Source organism: Rhizobium sp. L51/94 (assembly GCF_019355555.1).
GTDB lineage: Bacteria > Pseudomonadota > Alphaproteobacteria > Rhizobiales > Rhizobiaceae > Rhizobium > Rhizobium rhododendri.
In genome coordinates this window covers 186,387-206,722 of record NZ_CP072143.1, presented here as the reverse complement: position 1 = coordinate 206,722, position 20,336 = coordinate 186,387, and the positions used below count along the sequence as shown (strand labels likewise).

The 20,336-nt window shown below is 57.8% G+C and carries 17 protein-coding genes and 3 pseudogenes; 9 read left to right on the top strand and 11 right to left on the bottom strand.

Annotated elements, in window-relative coordinates:
* Window positions 1-41: 41 nt before the first annotated feature.
* From J5274_RS25100 to J5274_RS25075, 6 genes are all read left to right on the top strand, one after another.
* Window positions 42-1,049, top strand: coding sequence for an extracellular solute-binding protein (locus J5274_RS25100; protein ID WP_219275713.1), 1,008 nt, complete (start codon window positions 42-44; stop codon window positions 1,047-1,049).
* Between the two features lie 58 nt (window positions 1,050-1,107).
* On the top strand, window positions 1,108-2,109 hold the full coding sequence (locus J5274_RS25095; RefSeq protein ID WP_219275712.1) for an ABC transporter ATP-binding protein: 1,002 nt from the start codon (window positions 1,108-1,110) through the stop codon (window positions 2,107-2,109).
* A 254-nt stretch (window positions 2,110-2,363) separates the two neighbouring features.
* Complete coding sequence (locus J5274_RS25090) at window positions 2,364-3,809, top strand: iron ABC transporter permease (RefSeq protein WP_219275711.1); 1,446 nt, start codon at window positions 2,364-2,366, stop codon at window positions 3,807-3,809.
* Window positions 3,810-3,839: 30 nt separating this feature from the next.
* Entirely contained in the window at window positions 3,840-4,760 is a 921-nt protein-coding gene (locus J5274_RS25085; RefSeq protein ID WP_224130017.1) for a sugar phosphate isomerase/epimerase, read from the top strand.
* Window positions 4,757-5,053 (top strand): inositol monophosphatase family protein, encoded by a 297-nt coding sequence (locus J5274_RS25080; protein WP_219275710.1) that lies wholly within the window; start codon window positions 4,757-4,759, stop codon window positions 5,051-5,053. The genes J5274_RS25085 and J5274_RS25080 overlap by 4 nt, the downstream gene beginning before the upstream one ends.
* Before the next feature lie 607 nt (window positions 5,054-5,660).
* Entirely contained in the window at window positions 5,661-6,440 is a 780-nt protein-coding gene (locus tag J5274_RS25075; RefSeq protein WP_219275709.1) for an L-threonylcarbamoyladenylate synthase, read from the top strand.
* A gap of 559 nt (window positions 6,441-6,999) precedes the next feature.
* Here the strand turns inward: J5274_RS25075 and J5274_RS29135 are convergent.
* Complete coding sequence (locus J5274_RS29135) at window positions 7,000-7,425, bottom strand: transposase (RefSeq protein ID WP_224130015.1); 426 nt, start codon at window positions 7,423-7,425, stop codon at window positions 7,000-7,002.
* Window positions 7,358-7,855: a hypothetical protein gene (locus J5274_RS29130; RefSeq protein WP_224130013.1), complete on the bottom strand. Its 498-nt coding sequence runs from the start codon at window positions 7,853-7,855 to the stop codon at window positions 7,358-7,360. Before J5274_RS29130 ends, J5274_RS29135 begins: the two co-directional genes overlap by 68 nt.
* Window positions 7,856-8,190: 335 nt before the next feature.
* Here J5274_RS29130 and J5274_RS25065 point away from each other — a divergent pair.
* Window positions 8,191-8,658, top strand: a pseudogene (locus J5274_RS25065) (IS6 family transposase); the annotation flags it as partial.
* Between the two features lie 177 nt (window positions 8,659-8,835).
* Here J5274_RS25065 and J5274_RS25060 read toward each other — a convergent pair.
* From J5274_RS25060 to J5274_RS25020, 9 genes and pseudogenes are all read right to left on the bottom strand, one after another.
* Window positions 8,836-9,048 (bottom strand): annotated as a pseudogene (locus tag J5274_RS25060) (transposase); the annotation flags it as partial.
* A gap of 295 nt (window positions 9,049-9,343) precedes the next feature.
* Window positions 9,344-10,513, bottom strand: a complete 1,170-nt coding sequence (locus tag J5274_RS25055) for a M20 aminoacylase family protein (protein ID WP_219275708.1) — start codon at window positions 10,511-10,513, stop codon at window positions 9,344-9,346.
* Window positions 10,514-10,571: 58 nt separating this feature from the next.
* The gene (locus tag J5274_RS25050; RefSeq protein WP_219275707.1) at window positions 10,572-11,951 is read right to left on the bottom strand and encodes a serine hydrolase; all 1,380 of its coding nucleotides are present in this window, start codon (window positions 11,949-11,951) and stop codon (window positions 10,572-10,574) included.
* 29 nt (window positions 11,952-11,980) lie between these two features.
* Complete coding sequence (locus J5274_RS25045) at window positions 11,981-12,958, bottom strand: ABC transporter ATP-binding protein (RefSeq protein ID WP_219275706.1); 978 nt, start codon at window positions 12,956-12,958, stop codon at window positions 11,981-11,983.
* Window positions 12,955-13,992, bottom strand: coding sequence for an ABC transporter ATP-binding protein (locus J5274_RS25040; RefSeq protein ID WP_219275705.1), 1,038 nt, complete (start codon window positions 13,990-13,992; stop codon window positions 12,955-12,957). The genes J5274_RS25045 and J5274_RS25040 overlap by 4 nt, the downstream gene beginning before the upstream one ends.
* Before the next feature lie 4 nt (window positions 13,993-13,996).
* On the bottom strand, window positions 13,997-14,869 hold the full coding sequence (locus J5274_RS25035; protein WP_224130011.1) for an ABC transporter permease: 873 nt from the start codon (window positions 14,867-14,869) through the stop codon (window positions 13,997-13,999).
* Complete coding sequence (locus tag J5274_RS25030; RefSeq protein WP_219275704.1) at window positions 14,866-15,798, bottom strand: ABC transporter permease; 933 nt, start codon at window positions 15,796-15,798, stop codon at window positions 14,866-14,868. Before J5274_RS25030 ends, J5274_RS25035 begins: the two co-directional genes overlap by 4 nt.
* Before the next feature lie 6 nt (window positions 15,799-15,804).
* Complete coding sequence (locus tag J5274_RS25025; protein WP_219276036.1) at window positions 15,805-16,773, bottom strand: ABC transporter substrate-binding protein; 969 nt, start codon at window positions 16,771-16,773, stop codon at window positions 15,805-15,807.
* Between the two features lie 159 nt (window positions 16,774-16,932).
* Window positions 16,933-18,147 (bottom strand): IS701 family transposase, encoded by a 1,215-nt coding sequence (locus J5274_RS25020; protein WP_142832624.1) that lies wholly within the window; start codon window positions 18,145-18,147, stop codon window positions 16,933-16,935.
* Between the two features lie 113 nt (window positions 18,148-18,260).
* Between J5274_RS25020 and J5274_RS25015 the strand changes: the two genes are divergently transcribed.
* Together J5274_RS25015 and J5274_RS25010 are read left to right on the top strand one after the other, a co-directional pair.
* Window positions 18,261-19,039, top strand: a protein-coding gene (locus J5274_RS25015; protein ID WP_374108320.1) for an IS5 family transposase whose coding sequence is annotated in 2 segments (ribosomal slippage) — window positions 18,261-18,603 and window positions 18,603-19,039 — 780 coding nt in all. Because the reading frame shifts where the segments join, the coding sequence is not laid out codon by codon here.
* Between the two features lie 67 nt (window positions 19,040-19,106).
* Window positions 19,107-20,327: pseudogene (locus tag J5274_RS25010) on the top strand (IS701 family transposase); the annotation flags it as partial.
* Window positions 20,328-20,336: the final 9 nt, after the last annotated feature.

Genomic DNA, 20,336 nt, shown 5'->3' with positions numbered 1-20,336 from the left:
ACGCTATTGAGATGGTCATCAATTCAACACGGAGCATATTAATGTCGATCAAGTCTGTGATTGCCGCTCTCATACTCACAGCCATTCCATTTGCTTTGAATGCCAAATCTCTTACGATCTACTCCCCCCAGGGGGGCTATGAGCGCGGCACGTTCATCTCCCAGAAGGCCAAGGAAGCCGGTCTGGACATCCAGTTCCTAGGCGGCGGCGGCGGCGAGCTTTTTGACCGACTCATAGCCGAGAAAAGTAACCCGCAGGCAGATATCGTGCTTGGCCTTGTGCAGCCTTCGATGTACATTCTTAAAACGCAGGGCATTTTCGAAAAGTTCGTCCCGACATGGGCTGCTGCGCTCGGCCCTGACTTCAAGGACGCCGACGGCAGTTTCCATATGTTGTGGCAGACGCCAATTGTTCTTGCTTACAAGACCGATGGTCTTGCAGGAATGGAGGCTCCGAAATCCTGGTTGGATCTTGCCAAGCCGGAATACAAGGACAAATTCACAGTCGGGGCGATAACCGGCCAGACCACGCGGATGATCCTTGCCGGACTTCTGTGGCGCTTCGCCGACCCGAAAACGGGCGAAGTCTCAAGTGGAGGCTGGGACCTTCTCAGGCGGATCTATTCGAACTCGCGCGTTCTTCCCGAAGGAGCGGACTACTGGCAGGCGGTCGCCAGCGGTCAAATCCCAATCGTACTGTCGTGGTTCGGTGGCGTCGTCAACAATGCCGCGAAAAACAATGTTTCTGTGACCTTCGTTGATACGGAAGGCGGGACGCCGATGGTTGCTGAGTCCATTGGCATAATCAAGGGGACCGACGATCTGAAGCAGGCCAAAAAATTCGTCGAATGGTTTGGATCGCCGAAGTTCATGGCGGAGTATGGCGCCAGGTTCAATCAGGCCCCGGCCCATCCGGAAGCTCTGGCAAACTCGCCCGAAGCGATCCGTGCCGGAGTTTCACAGTTCCATCCGCAGCCCATCAACTGGGCGGTTGCGGCTGGCAAGCTCAACGGCTGGTTGGAAAACATTCAACTAAACATCATGCCCTGAGGCTCGGGTGGCGGTTGGGTGGACGTTCCGCTCTGCGGCCTTCCGTTGGAGACCTATGATGATCCGCTTTGAACAAGTCGATATCGCGTATGACGGCAAGCTGGTCGTCCCGAACTTAAATCTCTCGATCAAAGAGGGGGAGTTCTTCACCCTTCTTGGGCCTTCCGGCTGCGGTAAATCCACCATCCTGCGATGCCTCGCCGGCTTCGTACCGATTACGAAAGGTCGCATCATGCTCGGCGACAGTGATATCTCCCGGATTGAAGCCGAGAGGCGCGGGGTCGGAATAGTTTTTCAAAACTATGCCCTGTTTCCCCATCTCACCATAGCCGAGAACGTTGCATTCGGTCTGCGGGCAAGCGGCGCTTCCAAGGCTGAGGTGGCTGGCAAGGTCGCCCACATGCTGGAACGCACCGGGATTTCCGAGCTCGCGAAAGAGCGGCCTGCGGAATTGTCTGGTGGCCAGCAGCAGCGTGTCGCCATTTCCCGATCATTGGTCATGGGGCCGAAGATTTTGCTGATGGACGAGCCTTTGTCCAATCTTGATGTCAAGCTGCGAGTCTCAATGCGCGACGAGATCAAGCGCCTGCAGCAGCATATAGGCTTTACCACGATCTATGTGACACACGACCAGGAAGAGGCCCTTTCGCTTTCGGACCGTATCGCAGTCCTCAACAGTGGTAGCGTCGAACAGATAGGCACGCCGGAAGCTATCTACAATAAGCCGGAGACTGAGTTTGTCTGCCATTTCATCGGCGAAGCCAATCGTATGACACCAGCGATGCTGGCCGAAATCCGTGCAGACGGCGGCGATGCCCCCGCTTTCGTCCGGCCTGAGGACATGTCGATCGGCAGTGAAAACCCCAACAATTATCGCATCATTGCAACCGTCGCAAACTCGGTGTTCCTTGGTGCTCTTGTACGCTACCGAATGCAGGCTGCCGATGGTCATTTCGACCTTGTCATGTCTGGCGCGGAGGAAAGGCTCCCGGTCGGTAGCCAGCACGCGGTCTCCTTCCAGCAAAACGCACTGCTGCGTCCTGCCCGGAGGGCGTCGTGATAATTGCGTCAAAAGCCTCCGTCGGGAAAATTGCCGACGCGATTGGTCTGTTAGCCATCGCATGGATGGTCGTTACGTTTCTCTTCTACCCAGTGATCTACGTCCTAGTTGAGGCTTTCTTTCCCGGCGGACAGTTCTCGTCGGATGCGGTCGAGCGTCTCGCCGGGTCTGCCCGCGTGACACGCAGCATCTGGAGCACCGTCCTGGTCACGGTCGTGACAGTCATCACCGTCAACATCGTCGGCATCTTCCAGGTGGCGGTGCTCGAGTTCTTCAAGGTGAGACTAGCCCCATTTCTGCTCGTGGCATTCTCGACGCCGCTGGTCTTCTCAAGCGTCGCGGCTGTGTCCGGATACAACTTCGTCTACTCGTCGCATGGCTTCATCACGAAGGTCCTGCTGACGATTTTCCCGAATATCAACCCGAACTGGTTCACCGGTGCCTTCGCGGTCATCTTCGTCCACACCTTCACTATGACAGGCTATCATATTCTGTTCGTGCGTGCCGCCTTGCGACGCATCGACTTCTCCACTGTGGAGGCGGCTCAAAGTCTCGGAGTTTCGCCCGCTCGCGCCTTCGTCAAAATCGTCCTGCCGATGCTTGCGCCGGTTCTGCTCGCAACCAGCCTGCTCGTCCTACTGGGCTCGCTCAATTCCTTTGCCGCTCCCGCCATGCTGGGCGGACGCGACTTCTACATGATTAGTTCGATGATCCAGTCTTTGGTCAGTCTCGGCCGTACGGACATGGCTGCCCTCTTGTCCCTGCTCCTGGGCGCGATTTCGCTAGTGATCTTCCTCTGGATGAAGCGTGTGGAACGGCGCGGCGGCAAGATCTCAACGTCAAAAACCCAGTCGCCATTGCGAAAGACTGAAATTCGCAATGGTTACGTGAACGTCACGGTCCATGCCATCGCCTATCTTTTGTTCGTGATTTACATGGCCCCCATTCTGATCACCGTCGCGTTTTCCTTCGCCCCAACGGAGAGCATCCTAAAAGACCCATTTCCATCGAGCTTCACGCTCCAGCATTATGTAACTGTATTTTCTGATCCGCGCGCTTTCGGTCCTCTGGGCAACAGCCTCGTTTTGTCCTTCATGGCTGTTGGTGCGGCTCTGGCGATCAGCGTCTTCGCGGCCGTTCGGATCCGATCCTCAAAAGGCATTGTGAGCGACGGTCTGGAGTTCTCACTTTTTATTCCCTGGGTTCTGCCGGGAATGATCCTGGCTATGGGGCTGATCGCGGCATACAGCAAGCCGTCCATGCTGATTTTTGGCGGATCTCTTGTCGGTAGCTACTGGCTCCTGCCGATTGGCTATGTGATCGTCATCATTCCGATGATGGTTCGCATGCTCGGCGCGGCACTGGCCGGGATCGATCCGAACATAGACGACGCGGGCCGTTCGCTTGGGGCTTCGGGCCTATATCGCTTCACCCGCCTGACGGCACCGCTCCTCGCGCCGGTCATCGCCCTTGTCGCTGCCATGTCCTTCAATGAATCGTTGTCGGAATACACGCTTTCCGTGTTTTTATATAATATCAACAACACGCCGCTCGGCGTGGCGCTCCAGAATGCGGCACGCGCGGATGGACCGGACCAGATCGCCATCTCGATGGTCTACGTGGTCCTGCTCCTTACCTTTTCCCTCACTATCATCCTCGCAGCCGACCGCCTTGGCTCGGAACGCGTGAGCCGAGCCTGAACCTTAAGCCTGATTTCAAGGAGAATAGATATGTATTGCATGACCGTGTGGCATCCCGATCACGGCGACCGCTGGTATGACGAGGGCGTTCGCAACAGCCTCCGTCTGATCAAGGATGCCGGTTTCACTCATATCAACTGGAACCCGGACTCCGGATCATCTTATGTCTATGCACCGTCCGAAATCCGCTTTATCACCGAAATCGTTGCGAATGCAGGCCTGAAGACGCACACCATTCACGCTTCGAACGGGCGCAACAAAGGAACCGAATGGAGTTACGCCGCGGCGCTGGAAACACGCAAGGACATCGCGTCTGCGCACAAATGGCAGCGTGAAGCCGGTATCGATCTGCTAATCAACCGCGTCGATCTTGCTGCCGCCATGAACGCGCCGAACATGGTCCTTCATGTTGACATCGATGCGTTTGATCCTAGCGGACGCGGGGCGAACGAGGAGTTTTACGGCTATTTTTTCGAATCCCTCGACGCTGTTCGGCCATACTGCCTGGAAAAGAACGTTGCGATTGCTGTAGAAAATATCTTCGGCGGTGGCATTAACCAGTTCGTTGACTTCTTTGAGAACCTGTTTTCGCGATATGAACCTGATTTCGTGGGCCTTTGTTATGACTCTGGACATTCCCGCGTTATCGATCCCGACGGTTTCACGTTGCTCGAACGTTTTCGGTCTCGCTTAATCGCCACGCATTTGCACGACAACCGAGGTGCGAAAGATGACCATCTGCTACCGTTCGACGGAGTGATCGATTGGCAGAAGACGATGAGTTTGATTGCGGATTCCCCTTACGAGCTGCCGCTGAACTTCGAGACGCCATTCGATCGCTACAGCCTCAAGGAGTACCCCTTCTACGAAAAGGCGATGAAAGCCGCGGTGCAGTTGCATGACATGGTTCTCGATGCCCGCCGCTCGAATTCGCGGATGGTAACAGAATGAGTGACCTTGAACGACGGCTACTGGATGCAGAGAGAATCGTCGCAACCTGCGCGGAGGTGGCCCTTGGCTATTTCCGCGCACGGAAGGACTTGGCGGTGGACTTTAAAGGGCTAAGGGACTTTGTGTCAGAGGCGGATCATCAGGTCGAAACTTTGGCAATCAAATTATTGGCAGAGTACTACCCCGGAGAGCCGTTAATCGGCGAAGAGTTTTGTGGGGATGCGACAGGAAATCACAGGATCATCGGCCCTATTGATGGCACGACCAATTTCCTGAATGGCCGTCCTTTATGAGGCGTCTCACTGGCTTTTATCGAAAAAGTTGAGCCCATAATCGGTGTCATTTCGCTGCCGCGCTGGGGCAAGTCATATCGGCAGCCAAAAACTTGGGATTGCGGTCGAACAACGGTACGTTGAAAGGCTTGAACACCGACGATTGCTGCCTCGTCGGTGTTGGCAAGGAACGGGACATGGCGCCGCGCTTATGGAGCGGATGGAAGAGCTCGCAAGAATCGAGGAGCTTCTGGTCCACGCACTTCCCGCCGCATCAGGATTTATCTGAAGTTAGGGTACGCGCCTGTCACCTTCGATAGTGACGGTCATGAGAGTATCCAGCTTCGCAAGATGATCACTTAAATGACGGTTTTTGGCGCAAAGCTGCCGAGCGCCTGGCCCAATTAAATAATTCTCTAACGGGAAGAGCGCTCATTGCCGGCTAAACCCAGGACGCCGCAGGCGCCCGAATTAAGGCAGTCCAATTTTTCTGCCGAGGTCCTGCAACATTTCTTAACAAAACGAGACCCAACCCAACACGCAGATCTGACATGTCTGTGCCTGCACCGTCGCAAACGCGTCTCACCTACGCCTGCAAATCAGGTTCCTTAGACGAAAGAGATACTCTATGGCCGACAAGACCATTGCCTGGAATGGCGCAATTCAAGACGAAGCTGTCAAACTCCTAGCTGTCGGAGGCGGCATGATCGTGAGTCCGACAAAGGTAGGCTACATCCTGATGACGAGCGACGGTCAGGGTCTGAAACGAAAGTTTTCCGCAAAACAGCGCAGCTTGAACAAGCCTGGTGTCGTCCTGTGCAGTTCAATTGAACAACTTCGAAATCTGGCCGCGATGACGGATGAAATCGATGCGTTCTATTGCCGTCATTGGGATGACAATATCCTTCTTGGCTGCATCCTCCCGTGGAAAAAGGACGCGACGAGATATCTCCCGGACGAGGAGACAGCGAATTTGGCCATGGACACCCGACAGACAAGCTGCTTCGTCATAAAGTTTGGCACTCCGTCTGAACTCATTGCAAAGGCTCTATGGGAAAGACATGGCAAGCTGACCTTTGCAAGCTCGGCAAATCCGTCCGGCCAGGGCAACAGAGGGCTTGTTGAAGGGATAGGCGAGCGGATTTATAATGAGGCCGATCTTATAATTTCGGCCAATGATTATGTCGCCTCGATCCAACCTGAAAAAGCACCCGGCACACGCTATGAACAAGGCGTTATGATATCCATGGTCGATCCGGACGGAAAGCTTGTCCCTGAACAGCGGGGACAACGCTCTGTGCAGCCTGCTCCCACACTGATCCGCAAGGGCTTGGATGTTGATCGGATCATGTCTAACCTCGCATCGCAGTTCGAAAGCTGGAACTATCGTCACGGCGAATATTACTGAGCGAATTAGGCTTGCCGGATGTCCTTCTCGCTCTTCTGTATCCCGTTGTCGTCGTTTTGACGCGGCGTGGCGACAATCAACTTGTGGACGGCGTAGCGCATCGGGAACGATGCGCGGGAACTCCGCTATTGTGGAGTAGGATCGAGCGCACGGGATCCAGCAGCAGGAAGTCGAGCAAGCACATGAGATCAGCCGCCGCGCCGCCCAGAGCGTGTAAGTCAGCTCGATTAATGCGGAATCAATTTCTTTTAGTGATAAATTATCTACCAGGATCAGTGGAATCTTTCGGATTTGTCAATGCCGCACCTCCTATTGGGGAGTATTGCTCCGGTACTGACAGGATTGACCGGAATGCGCGCCGACAACGGACTTTGCGACTGCCGCAAAACTCCCTCAGACCGTGTCAAAACTCGTGATGCGATGAGTTTTAGCGCTTGCGCGGTCGTTGCTATGGAAACTTTGGTGCGTCGGCTCCTGCTCGTTTGATATTCCGTTTCTGACGGGATCAGACCGGCTCTTTAAGGGAAAAGATACTGCTTTCGGGTTGCTGAGCTTCCCCTCAAGCCCTGATAGCGGCTATCAGGCAGGTGACGCCGACGAGGGTGATGGCTCTTCGAATGTTGTAGGCGAGTGCCGTCAAGCTGAACTCGCCGCGCACATTTTCCAGCCGCCGCATCAGGAAAGCACCCTGATACATCCGTTGTTTTATGGTCCCGAACGGGTGCTCAACGCTTTCGCGTCGCTGGTCCAGGACTTCTGGTCTGGCGGCAAAGCGCGCTGCCATCCGGTCTAGCACCGCCTCGTTCTCGACACGCCCAACCCTTCGGTACCCATATGTACAGTGAGGTTTCAACCCGCAGGACCGGCAGGCATCACGGTTGCAGTATTCGACAAGCTTCAGGTCGCGCGTCTTTTTCTCATAGCGTGGAGAAAGATGCTGTCCCGCCGGGCAGACATAGACATCCTTCCCGGCAGCGGAACTCATCCTTGGAGAAGAAACCCTCGCGGACAGCGGCTCCTCGCAATGGCTTGGGGACATAGGCGGTGATGCCTGCCTTCTCGCAGGCCTCGATGTCCTCGACCTTGAAGTAGCCGCGATCGGCAACCACCTCGATCTGCCCGACGCCGAGCGTGTCCATCGCCGCCTGCGTCGTCTGTGTCAGCAGTCCTATGTCGACGACCTGGCTGCTGACCTCCTGTTCGGCGATCAGCTTGTGCTTCACGTCGAAGGCAAGCTGGATGTTGTAACCGACACCGACCTTGGTCATGCGCGCCATAGCGCGGCTATCCGGATCGGTGAGCGATATCTGGTCTTCGCCGGTGCGATCCAGCTCATCAAGCAGGGCCTTGTGGCGATCACGTTTGCCTTTGATCGCAGCAATCTTCTCCGCAAGATTTTTGGCTCGCGTGTTCAAAGAAACCGTTCGTTCTGTGCGCTTCGTTTGGCGTATAGACCTCAGATTGCTCAATAAGGTCCCTGTCCTCAAGCGCCTCAGCGAGGGTGACGTCTTCTCCCCTAAGTGCCACATTCAGCCGCTCTGCCGGTAGATCATTCAAGATATGAAACTGATCCGTCAGCAAATCCAAGATCACGATATCATCGTTACAGGATGCCAAACGCAGGTTCTTTTTTTACCGAGTAAACCATAAGTAAATACGGGAGCGGCCTGGCGGCCGCTCCCGACCTCCACTTAGCCGTACTTCGTGCCGCCGGTGCCTTCGATTTCCTGGATCGGACCACTGCCGCCCATGGCGGATGGACGAGACCGATATTCAGGTCAAAGGCAAGTGGACCTATTTCTAGCACGCTGTCGATAAATTCGGTAAAACCCTTGATTTCATGCTGTCCGAGCATCGTGATGAGGCTGCAGCCAGCGCCTTCTTCGCTCGCACGATCGACAACAACGGTTGGCCCGAAAAGGTCGTCTTCGACAAGAGCGGCGCGAACCTTGCCGGATTGCAAAACATCAACTGGCTGCTGCTACAGCATGGATGGTTTTGGCTGATCGAGATTTGCCAAGTCAAATATCTCAATAACATGATCGAGCAAGATCACCGGTTTATCAAAATGCTGACCCTGTCCAGGAAAGGCTTCAAATCCTTCGAGTCGGCTTCAGCGACATTGGATGGCATTGAGGTGGCTCACATGATCCGCGAGCGGCAATTTCCAACCTGTGGCCAATCCGCATGTCAACAATTCGCTGCGCTCGCTGAATAGCTGTGTCCAGCTATAGCTCTTTGTGCAGACTTTGCAAAAATTTGCGACAGAGCCGTGGCGAGGCCGGATAGGATGCCGGTGATCATGGTGGAACGCCTTCGAAAGAGAGGTGTTCAGCATCCCCGGATCGTTGGTCGAAATCCATGGCGAATCGAAGGCGAACTCGCTAATCTTATCCCTGTGCCATCGGGAGAACCGATTGTAATGCGTCGTGCGCGGGCCATAACGCTCCGGCACATCTCGCTAAGACGAACCAGTCCTGAAACGCCAGAGGATGCCGTTGATTACCCGTCGGTCATCGACACGTTCCACTCCACGGCTATTGTTCGGCAAAAGAGGTGCAATGATAGCCCATTCTTTGTCGCTCAATTCGTGACGGCGCATGGTAATCTCCTTTCAACGAGATTGAATCACACACCGTCAATAAGATGAACCCCGTTAATGGGGACACTGCCTGGGGCAAATTCTGGATTATGTCTTGGGTTGCTAGAGTGAAGGCATGCCACCCGATGCCTTCTAGATATCATTGGCAAAATGCTTACCAAATTTGGGCCCAGAGCCCCACGGCCAAGTGAAGGCAAGACCTCGAGATGCTGTACGTTCAATCAAATTGGCAAAAGCACTAGCCGCACACCCAGCCGTGCTTCAGGGCGGACCGCGGCCTTTGTGCCTTCTAAAAGTCCGTTCAGGTGGCTGCTGATCGCAGCCGCCGCTCGACGATGCGTGCCAGCAGGCTTGCACCGACCGGCAGGATGCCGTCGTCCAGGATGAACGCCGGATTGTGAACCGGCACCGTGCCGGCATGCCCGATGGTGCAGTACACCCCAGGGCACACATGCAGCATATCTGCGAAGTCCTCGCTCCCCATCACAGGGGCCGTTTTCAGATAGACCTGGTCGTCGCCGACGATGTCGCGTGCCGCTGCCATAAATCCTTCGACCAGATCTTCGGTGTTCATCAGAACATCGAAGACATTGCGGATGTCCACATCGATTTCGACGCCGAAGGACAGAGCAATGCCGGTCGAAATCTCTCGTATGCGCTTGCGCATGAGATCGTTCACGTCACGGTCCAGAAAGCGCACTGTCCCCGAGATCACGGCATCCTCCGGCACCACGTTATAGGCACTGCCCGAGTGAACCTGAGTGACGGAAAGAACCGCCTGCTTTAGGGGGCTCACATTACGGCTGACAATCGATTGCAGCGCTTGGACGAGTGCAGTTGCGACAATGATGGGGTCGCGCGAGGTTTCAGGGTGGGCGCCGTGGCTTCCCCGCCCGCGCACGCGGATGTCGAAGAAATCGGCACCGGCCATTGCCGGGCCGGGCTTGATTCCGATGCGGTAGGGATCGTCCTGCGGAGAATTGTGAAGAGCGTAGATCTCGGCGCATGGGAAGCGTCTGAATAGTCCGTCGGCAAGCATGGCGCGCGCGCCGCCGCAGCCCTCTTCGCCTGGCTGAAAGATCAGCACCGCCGTGCCGGCGAAAGCGCGGGTCTCTGCGAGGTAGCGGGCAGCTCCCAGGAGCATGGTGGTATGGCCGTCATGGCCGCAGCCATGGAAACGACCGGCGTTCCTGGAGGCATAGGCAAGGTTGGTACGCTCCTCCATGGGCAGCGCATCCATGTCGGCACGCAGACCGATCGTCCTGCCTTCGCCCTTGAGCCCCCTGACGATCCCCACCACCCCGGTTTTGCCGATGCCCCGATGGACCTCAATACCGTAGCTTTCGAGCTGTTCCGCAACGATCCCCGACGTTCGGACCTCTTCGAAGCCAATTTCGGGGTGCTGGTGAAGATCGCGTCGGATGGCGGTGAGTTCGTCGGCTCGCGCCGCAATGCTTTCCATGGCAGGCATATCGGATGACACTTTCTAAGAGGGATGACGGCAATGGCAGAGTGATGTGACGGCACGTCTATTGGGGGGCAGGGGCCTGGCGTGGCGGCTGCCGTTCGATTGCCAAATCGGCGGGTTCCTTGACCAGTTCGCTGCTGCCAAGATACAGGCGTTGAACGCTTCCGTCGGCTGCCAGGGTGCGCCTGATGCCTTCGCCATGGCTTGCGAAACCGCTTGCTTCTACAATCCGTCCGCTGTCCGGCGTATCGATGGCAAGCATGGTCGCATCGTTGAACGGCTGCAAAGCAGCGGGATCTGCAAGGAGGACGTTGTCGCCCATCGGCACAAGATCGACTGCCCCCCAGAGGGTCCACCAGCGTCCTGCCCAGTCGGCATTCGTCGGGTTAGGCGCCCCATAACTTGCAAAGGTATCGAAGATAGAGACGATCCCTTCCACCCACTCATTTGCCGGCCCGTCGACCGCATTGGTAACGATGGACAGGCTCAGACCCCATTCCGGCACCACCGAGGTCCGGCTGATGAAGCCGGGAAAGGCGCCAGCATGGCCGAACAGCGCATGGCCCTTGATGTCCATCGAGATCGTGCCGAGACCGTAATGGCTGGCATCCGCCTGTTGCGGAACACGCCAGTGATGCCGTGTCATTTCGCGCCGGCTGGCCACCGAAAGCACGCTTGTCTCGGCCTCCGGATCGAGGCTGGCAAAGAACCGGGAGAGATCGCCAGCAGTGCTGACAAAGCCGGTGGCCGCCGCCAGAGCGAACGTCGGATTGTCGCCCCGGATGCTGCCGCGTCCGAACGGCACGCGGCCGCTGTGACCGCTCGAAACGGGAACGCCCTCTGCCAGCGGCATGTCCGGCACGGTCTGCTCAAGACCGCTCCGCACGACGATCTCACGGGCGATCCAGTCTATATAAGTCTCCCCGGTGATCGCCTCGATCACCGATCCGAGGAGCCCGAAGCCCAGGTTGGAATATTTGAACCGCGTATTGGCGTCGATTGCGAGGGGATGCGCCAGCTGCATGCCGAGTTCTTCCGCATCGAAGAACGGCTGGCGAACCTGCCAGTGCGGAGCCTCTGTTCCGTCCCGCATCAGACCCGAAGCATGGCTGAGAAGCTGGCCAATGGTGACGTCCGCGACGCTTTGGTGCAGGCCCGGCACATAGGTGCCGACCAGATCGTCGAGATGCAGCCGGCGTTCCTCATGCAGTTTCATGATGCCAGCGGCGGTAAAAGTCTTCGAATGGGACGCGACGCGGAACCGGTGCGCCGCTGTAAGCGGCGTACCGGTTGCAAGGTTTGCGACGCCGAAGGCCCGCTCGAGCACCAGCACGCCATCCTTGGCCACTGCAAGCTGGCATCCCGGAAGCTCGGTTGCCGCCATCTGATACTCCATCCAGCGCTCGACATAGGCGAGTGCGGCATTCAACCATGGGGTCATGGCTCGTCCTCCAGTCTTATCGGGATCGTTCATCGGTGCACCACGGCATGACATGCAACCGAATGGCCAGAGCTCACCTCGATGTCTTCCGGATCGATCGCGGCGCATGTCTCGAAGGCGAGCGGACACCGGGTGCGGAAACGGCAGCCACTCGGCAATTGCGCCGGATCGGGCGGATCACCGAGCTTTGGCATGGGCTCGTCGCGGCGGGAAATATCGGGTGAAGGCACGGCGGAAAGCAGTGCGCGGGTATAGGGGTGCTGCGGATTGCTGAACAGGTCCCGGGTTCGCGCTGTCTCGACGATCCGGCCGTAGTACATGACGGCGACGCGGTCGGCGATGTATTCGACAACCGCAAGATTGTGGGAGACGAACAGCAGGGCGAGATCGAGTTCGGTCTTGAGGTCACGCAGAAGGTTGAGTATCTGCGCCTGTACGGAAACATCGAGCGCCGAGACTGGCTCGTCGCAGACGATCAGGTGGGGCTGCAGGATCAGCGCCCGTGCAATCCCGATGCGCTGGAGCTGACCGCCCGAGAGCTCGTGCGGGTAGCGCGACCGGTGTTCCGGGCGAAGGCCGACCTTCGCGAACATGTCCGCCACAGCTACGTCACGGTCCGCCGGGTCAAGCAATTGCTGGACGTCGAGCGCCATGCGCACCGACGCGCCGACAGTGCGGCGCGGATCGAAGCAGGAGCGCGGGTTCTGGAAGACGATCTGGGCAAAACGGCGCTGTTGTTTCAGTTCACCCGGTGTCAGCGCGAACAGATCCTGATTACGAAACAGCACCGTGCCGGCCGTGGGTGTCTGAAGCGCTATGAGTGTCCGGCCAAGCGTGCTCTTGCCACACCCGGACTCGCCCACCAAACCCAGCGTCTCGCCGCGGTCGAGCGTGAGGCTGACCTTATCGACCGCATGAATGTGGCTGACCACCCGGCCGAATGGCCCCTTGCGCACGGGGTAGCGCACCTCCAGACCATCGACCTTGAGAAGCGGTGGGACATTCATGGTCTGGTCTCCGGGCCATGGAGAGGGTCGACTTGGTTTAACGTCGTCCGTGGCGCCCAGCATCGGGCATGATGCGCAGCGTCCAGCAGAGCCGAAGGTGGCGCCTCGCTAAGACAGCGCGTGAGCGCGAGTTCCAGCCGCCGTTCACAGCGTGGCGCGAATGCACAGCCCGAAATCGGGCGACTGAGATCGGGTATGCCGCCTGGAATATCCTTCAGCCGGCCGATCTGTCCGAGCCGTGGCGCAGCATCGATCAGACCGCTCGCATAGGGATGGGCAGCAGCGGTCAACATTGGCAGGACCGGTCCTTCCTCGACAATGCAGCCGGCGTACATGACCGCGACACGGTCGGCAAGCCGGGCGACGACCCCGAGATCGTGGGTGACGAGCAGCAGCGACGTACCGAGCATGCGGCAGCTGTCGCGCAGAAGGTCGAGGATCTGGGCTTGAATGGTGACGTCGAGGGCCGTGGTTGGTTCGTCGGCAATAAGCAGACGGGGCTTCAGCGCCAGCGCGATGGCGATCATAACCCGCTGCGCCTGCCCGCCCGAGAGCTGATGCGGATAGGCCATTGCCTTTGCAGCGGGCGCCGGGATGCCGACAGAGCGCAGCAGATCGATCGCTGCCGACCAAGCCGCCTTTCTGCTGATCTTTTCCTGCAGTAGAAACGGTTCCGCCACCTGCCAGCCGACGCGGCGCACTGGGTTCAGGCAGCTGTGCGGCTGCTGGAAGATCATGCCGACATCGCGCCCGCGCCACCGGGACAGGTCCTTGCGCGACATCTGCATGACGTCTCGTCCGTCGAAGCGTATATCGCCGCCGGTGATGATGCCGGGCGCCTGGACAAGCCGCATGATCGACTGCGCCAGCACGGACTTGCCGCAACCGGATTCGCCAACGAGGCCGACGATCTCTCCCGACGCGATGGTCAGATCGACCCCTTGGACGGCGGCAACAGTACCGCGACCGGTGCGAAATTCCGTCCGCAGGTCTCGGATCGCGAGCAGGGGTGGTGGAACAGAGATCGCGCTCATCCTGTCAGTTCCTCGGATCCAGCACGTCACGCAGACCGTTGCCCAGAATATTGAGGCCAAAGATCGACACGAACAGGGCCATTCCCGGCGCCGCGACCGCCCACCAGGCGGAAAAAAGGTAGGTGCGCGAATTGACCAGCATGGCGCCCCACTCGGGTGCAGGCGGCTGGGTGCCGAGGCCGACGAATGACAGTGAGGATGTGAGGAGCGCTGCGAGCGGCATGGAAAAAGACAAGTAGACGATGAGCGGGGACAGCACATTAGGAAGCACGGTGCCGAACAGGATGTCGGCTTCGCCGGCGCCGAGCGCGCGGGCGCTCACCACATAGTCTTCACCTAGGACGGTGAGCACCGCGCTGCGTACCAGCCGCGCATAGCCCGGAATGCCTGCAATGCCGATCGACACCATTCCGGTCCAGAGGCTCGGCCCCAGAACGGCTACGACGACCAGCACCATGAGGATGTACGGGAAAGCGAGTAGGACATCGATGAAGCGCATGATGATACTGTCCGTCAGGCTGGAGCCTGCACCTGCAACAAGCCCCAGCAGCGTTCCGATGGAGGCGGAGATCGACGCTGTGACGACGCAGATCAGCACGAAGTAGCGGGTGCCGAACAGGATCCGGCTGAATAGGTCACGGCCGACCTCGTCTGTGCCCATCCAGTTATGCGCGCTCGGCGGTTTCAGGCGCTGGATCGGATTGACCTTTAGCGGATCAAACGGCGCGACCAGAGGTGAGAGAACAACGGTGAGCAACAGCAGCAAAACAATGCCGCCACCGATCATCGCCGAGCGGTTGCGCACCAGTTTCCCGCAAAATTGACGCCAACGCGGGGTCGCAACGAACATCGGCTTATCGACGGCAATAAGGCTCATGACGTCAACTCCACGCGGGGATCCAGCCAGGCATAAAGAATGTCGGCCGCTAGGTTTATGACGAGATAGCTGGCGGCGCTGACGAGGATGACCGCCTGCGTCAGGGTGAAATCGCGCCATTGGATCGCGTTGACGGCAAGTTCGCCGATGCCATGCCACCCGAAGATGGTTTCGATGATGAAGGCGCCGCCAAGCAGGTTTCCGATCTGCAGCCCGACCAGTGTCAGAACCACGATCAGCGCGTTGGGAAGCGCGTGACGGAAGATCAGCCCCATCTCACTAGCCCCGCGGGCTCGTGCGGCCTGGATATAGTCACGGCCTAATACATCGATCATGCTGGTACGCGCGACCTGCGACAGCGGAGCCGCCTCTATCAGGCCAAGTGCCAACGCCGGCAGGAGCAGCGACATCGGGCCGCGCGGCACGACCGGTAGCCAGCGAAGCCAGACCGAGAAGAACAGGATGAGCAGCAGGCCGAAAAAGAAGGCCGGCATCGAGACCCCGAACAGGCCGACCGTGGTCGCACTCACATCCAGCCAGCTATTGCGTTTGACGGCGGCCAGAATGCCCGCCGCCAAACCTACCACCAGCGCGATCGCTAGAGACGCGCCCGTGAGGATGATTGTGTTGACATAGCGATAGCCGATCTCGTCGATCACCGGCTTGCGCAACCGGATGGATTCCCCAAGATTACCTCCCAGGAGATCGCGCACGTAGACATAGAATTGCTGGTACCAGGGAAGGTCCAGATGATATTTTGCACGCATCACGGCGATGGCCTCGGCGGCATCCTTCTCCGAAAGCTGCCCGGAATACATGGCTGTCACTGCATCCGTCGGGATCAGCGCCTTCATCAGGAACGTGATCATGAGGATACCGGCGATCACGGGGACGAGCAGTAGCAGCCGTCGCACAATATACTGGAGCATCCGAGGTCAACCGACCATTTTCAGATCGGCAGCATAAAGATTGCCGAGGTAGTCCACGCGGTACCCCTCCAGGGCAGTCCGCACGACGTTAATCGGCCAGTCGGTCAGAATCGGCAGGATCAGCCTGTCCTCGAGGAGGGCTTTCTGGGCATCGCTCACAAACTGCAGGCGCTTGACGGGATCAAGCGCGGTATCGGCCCCGTCCAGTGCCTGGTCGATCGCGGCATTGGCCGGTAGCAACTGGCGATGCCCGGGCGAACGGAACAGCTGCGACAACACGCTGGGGTCCGACCACGTCCAACGGTTGAGATCCATATCCCAGTCAGGCTTCAGGAGACCCGGATAGAACGTGCCCCAATCCGCCGTGCTGACTTCCACGGCGATCCCGACATCGGCCAGATTGGCTTGAATGACGGCAAGGGCACTCTCTGTATTGCTCGAGGCATAACTGCGGACGGTGAATTTGGCCGGCATGCCAGCCTTTGAGCGGGTAGATCCCGACAGAACCCAGCCGGCTGCGTCCAGCAATTGCTTTGCTTTTTCAGGATTGTAAGGCGTCCCATGGGCCTGCGCAACGGCATCGTCGTAGCCCGGAATGCCGCGCGAAAGGGGGCCAAGGGCGATCTTACCATTGCCGCCAAATGCTGCTGCCAGAACCGATTCCCGGTCGATGGCGTAGCTCAGCGCGTCGCGGAATGCCCGATCACCAAATGGCTGTTTTTTGTAGTTGAATTCCATGAACATCAGGTTCTTGGCGTTCTGGTCGTTGATGACTTTGTAAAGCGGATCGCTGGCAAAAGGCTTTGTCGCATCAGCTGTCAGGAGAGCCGCGTCCAGTTCGTCCGTCTGCAATGCGGAGCTGACAACGCCTTCTTCCGGCATGACGTTCAGGATTACGCGGTCCAAATGGGGCAATCCCTGGTTTGCTGCATCTGGACGGAACTGCTTGAAATTCGGGTTTCTGACAAGTTCGATACTAGCATTACAGTTGCAATTTTGATTTCAGGTGAGCGCGTTGGGCGGCAGCTTGATGCGCTCGTCTCCAACATGACCATGCGATGATGTGGGCGGGCTTTATACGCCGCTGGGCAAGCTTATTCGCAATGCGTCGGACCTCTTGGATGGACCAGCGGATCAGATCGTGATGGTCGGCATCCTCGGTCTTTTTTGGGGTGCCGCATTATTGGCGCGATATCGGATCACAGCCATCATTGCGAAGGCGAGCATGACGAGCGAGACATGGCGATGCCAGCCATGCCACGAGCGGGTCTCGTTATGATCGAGGCCGAGTTCGTTCTTGGCTGTCTCGAAGCTATCCTCGATTGCCCAACGGTGACCTTCTACGGATACGAGCGTCTGAATGCCTGTTCCGGCCGGGCACCAAGTCGTGAAGAATGCGAGGTCGCCATCGCTGATATTGCGCCGGATCAACAAGCCACGCGTCCAAAGCCCGGTTTGCGTATCACTGTATTCGTCGGCATCGATATCGGCCAGTTCGCAGTAGGCCCAGTCATGAAGCCGCGCGCCTTTTGTGCCATCGCCAGCGGAAAGGCGATGCCATGCAGCCGGATCGAGATCACGGGCAATCTCAAGAGCGGTTCCTGCGACGAAAGGCTTACCAGACCAAGCGCCAAAATGATGGTCGGATTTAACCCCAAGAACGTAACCTTTGCAGGCTCGGCGCAGCGCTCCTTCGACGTCTCCGACGCCATACACCGCATCTGCTGCCACCCATGAAAACGGCACTTTGGCTGTCAGCGCCCGCCGAATCATATCGACAGCGAGGGCAGGCTTGGTAGCGAAGGCTACAGCTTCAGGAACATGAGCGGCGGCAAGCCTTGCCGGATCGCTGGTCCAACTCTTTGGCAAGTACAAGGCTCGATCGATAAAGGCATGACCACGATCGGAAACATAGGCGGTGAACACACCGATTTGGCAGTTCGTTACCTTGCCCGCTGACCCTGTATATTGACGTGAAACACCGCAAGATGTCTTGCCCTGCTTGAGGAAGCCGGTCTCATCAATGACCAGGACCGCATCATCTGTGGCAAGGTGCTCCACAACATACTCGCGCACAATGTCGCGAAGTCCGTCTGCGTCCCAGCGTCCACGACCCAAGATGGCTTGCTGTCGCCACGGACCAGGATCGCCAGCCGCCTCAGCGCGCATCCAACCTGTCTTACGGCGCTCATCACCTAACAAGCCGTCCAGGAAAAGGTTTGCAGATGCTGCAACGCGCTCCTGCGTAAACAATCCGCGCATACGCGCCTTAACTTCACGCAGCGACGATGCCCAAAGTTCCAACGTTGTCTCGATCGATGCACCCATCATCCATGACCTCCGAATCATGGAGGCCTATAGATTCAGAACTTGTAAAAATACGCAACTGTAATGCTAGGCAGTGTCCCCATAAACGGGGTTCATCTTATTGACGGTGTATGATTCAATCTCCTTGAAAGGAGATTGCTATGCGCCGTCACGAATTGAGCGACGAAGAATGGGCTATCATTGCACCTCTGTTGCCGAACAATAGCCGTGGAATTGAACGTGTCGATGACCGCCGGGTGATCAACGGCATCCTCTGGCGTTTCAGGACTGGTTCGTCTTGGCGAGATGTGCCGGAGCGTTATGGCCCGCGCACGACGCTTTACAATCGGTTCTCCCGATGGCGCAAGGCGGGCGTCTGGGATCGTCTTCTGGACGCCGTTTCAAAGCGTTACGATGGAGACATCGTGATGATCGACAGTTCTTGTGTTCGCGTTCACCAGCATGGTGCCAACGCTAAAAAGGGGGATCTGCCGATCCTTGCATGGGACGTTCGCGCGGCGGCCTGACGACAAAGATCCACGCTCTTGTCGATGCAGATGGCAGACCGGTTCGGCTCGAACTCACCGCCGGCCAAGCCGGCGATGCACCGATGGCTGAAAAGCTGTTGAGCGACCTGCGGCCCGGCGCGACGATCCTCGCCGACAAGGCATATGATACCGATGCAATTCGTAACTTTGCCAAGCAACGCAAGTGTTGGGCGAATATCCCTGCAAAGGCCAATCGAAAGCAGACATTCAGCTTCAACCGCTGGGTCTACCGTCAACGCAATCTCGTGGAACGGTTCTTCAACCGTATCAAGCAGATGCGAGGCCTCGCGACGCGATACGACCGGCGCGCTGATAATTACATGGCCGCCCTCAAGCTCGTCGCGACGAGGATATGGATCGCCTCAACTAATGAGTCCGTGGCCTAGCACTACTTTGGCAGATTGGGGCAAGGCTGGTTTGAGATGATTGTGCTCTCTTCGTTGGGAGCGCGATATGGCAGATTGGGATACGGAGCTTTCAGCATTTTTGCAGCCATTTCTGGACAAGCTCGAACACAAGAAGCGACGACAGATGTGCCCGCTTTACGTCTCTGGGCTCATTGGACCGGGTGACCGCAAGAGTATCGAGCCGATGGCGGAACGGTTTGCTCCAGGCCAGTACGACCGCCTGCACCATTTCATTTCCGATGGCCTTTGGGATGCTGTTCCTCTTGAGACTGAGCTTGCGCGACAGGCAGACAGGATCGTTGGCGCGTTAGATGCGTTTCTGGTGATCGATGATACCGGCCTTCCCAAGAAAGGCGACCACTCAGTCGGCGTCGCGCCGCAATACGCTTCGATGCTGGGCAAGAGGGCAAATTGCCAGACGCTGGTGTCGGTGACGCTTGCCCGAGACGAGGTTCCTGTTCCGGTTGGCTTGCGTCTGTTCCTGCCCGAGGGCTGGACCAGTGACGAGGATCGAATGGCAAAAGCTGGCGTTCCCGAGCCGATACGCAAACCGCGCACCAAGCCGGAGATCGCTCTTAACGAGATCGATCGGTTGATCGTGGCTGGTGTCCGGTTTGGCACAGTGCTGGCTGATGCAGGCTACGGCCTGTCGGCTACGTTCCGAAAGGGGCTGAGTGAACGTGGCCTCACCTGGGCGGTCGGTATCCCCAAGCATCAGAAGGTTTATCCCGATGATGTCGGATTGATCTTTCCCATCTCCGGTCATGGTCGCCCACGCAAGCATCCGATCCCCGACATTCTGTCGGTTGCCTCGGAGACGATCCTGACGCATGCAAGCTGGAAGAAGGTCAGTTGGCGGCGTGGCACAAAGGGCCGCCTGACGGCACGCTTTGCAGCATTGCGCGTCCGGATCGCCGACGGCACGCCGCAACGCATTCTTGATAAGGGACAGCAACACATGCCGGGCGAGGAAGCCTGGTTGGTTGGCGAATGGCGATCAAACGACGAGCGTAAATACTACCTGTCCAACTTGCCGGCTAACGCCACGTTGAAAGCGCTGGCCGCCGCCATCAAGGCGAGATGGGTTTGCGAGCAAGCGCATCAGCAGATGAAAGAGGAACTCGGCCTCGACCACTTCGAAGGCCGATCATGGCAAGGGCTACATCGGCACGCTCTGATGACGATGATCGCCTACGCCTTCCTCCAGCACCAGAGATTGCAGACTGCAAAGCGGGAAAAAAAAGAAGCGACAAGCACGCAAGGGGCCGCCTGAACC

What these genes read in the sequence shown, in the direction of transcription:
- J5274_RS25030 (WP_219275704.1), bottom strand. Translation starts at nt 15,798, where the DNA reads ATGCTCCAGTATATTGTGCGACGGCTGCTACTGCTCGTCCCCGTGATC.
- J5274_RS25040 (WP_219275705.1), bottom strand. Translation starts at nt 13,992, where the DNA reads ATGAGCGCGATCTCTGTTCCACCACCCCTGCTCGCGATCCGAGACCTG.
- J5274_RS25100 (WP_219275713.1), top strand. Translation starts at nt 42, where the DNA reads ATGTCGATCAAGTCTGTGATTGCCGCTCTCATACTCACAGCCATTCCA.
- J5274_RS29135 (WP_224130015.1), bottom strand. Translation starts at nt 7,425, where the DNA reads ATGAGTTCCGCTGCCGGGAAGGATGTCTATGTCTGCCCGGCGGGACAG.
- J5274_RS25050 (WP_219275707.1), bottom strand. Translation starts at nt 11,951, where the DNA reads ATGACCCCATGGTTGAATGCCGCACTCGCCTATGTCGAGCGCTGGATG.
- J5274_RS25020 (WP_142832624.1), bottom strand. Translation starts at nt 18,147, where the DNA reads ATGATTCGGAGGTCATGGATGATGGGTGCATCGATCGAGACAACGTTG.
- J5274_RS25055 (WP_219275708.1), bottom strand. Translation starts at nt 10,513, where the DNA reads ATGCCTGCCATGGAAAGCATTGCGGCGCGAGCCGACGAACTCACCGCC.
- J5274_RS25080 (WP_219275710.1), top strand. Translation starts at nt 4,757, where the DNA reads ATGAGTGACCTTGAACGACGGCTACTGGATGCAGAGAGAATCGTCGCA.
- J5274_RS25075 (WP_219275709.1), top strand. Translation starts at nt 5,661, where the DNA reads ATGGCCGACAAGACCATTGCCTGGAATGGCGCAATTCAAGACGAAGCT.
- J5274_RS25045 (WP_219275706.1), bottom strand. Translation starts at nt 12,958, where the DNA reads ATGAATGTCCCACCGCTTCTCAAGGTCGATGGTCTGGAGGTGCGCTAC.
- J5274_RS25035 (WP_224130011.1), bottom strand. Translation starts at nt 14,869, where the DNA reads ATGAGCCTTATTGCCGTCGATAAGCCGATGTTCGTTGCGACCCCGCGT.
- J5274_RS25095 (WP_219275712.1), top strand. Translation starts at nt 1,108, where the DNA reads ATGATCCGCTTTGAACAAGTCGATATCGCGTATGACGGCAAGCTGGTC.
- J5274_RS25085 (WP_224130017.1), top strand. Translation starts at nt 3,840, where the DNA reads ATGTATTGCATGACCGTGTGGCATCCCGATCACGGCGACCGCTGGTAT.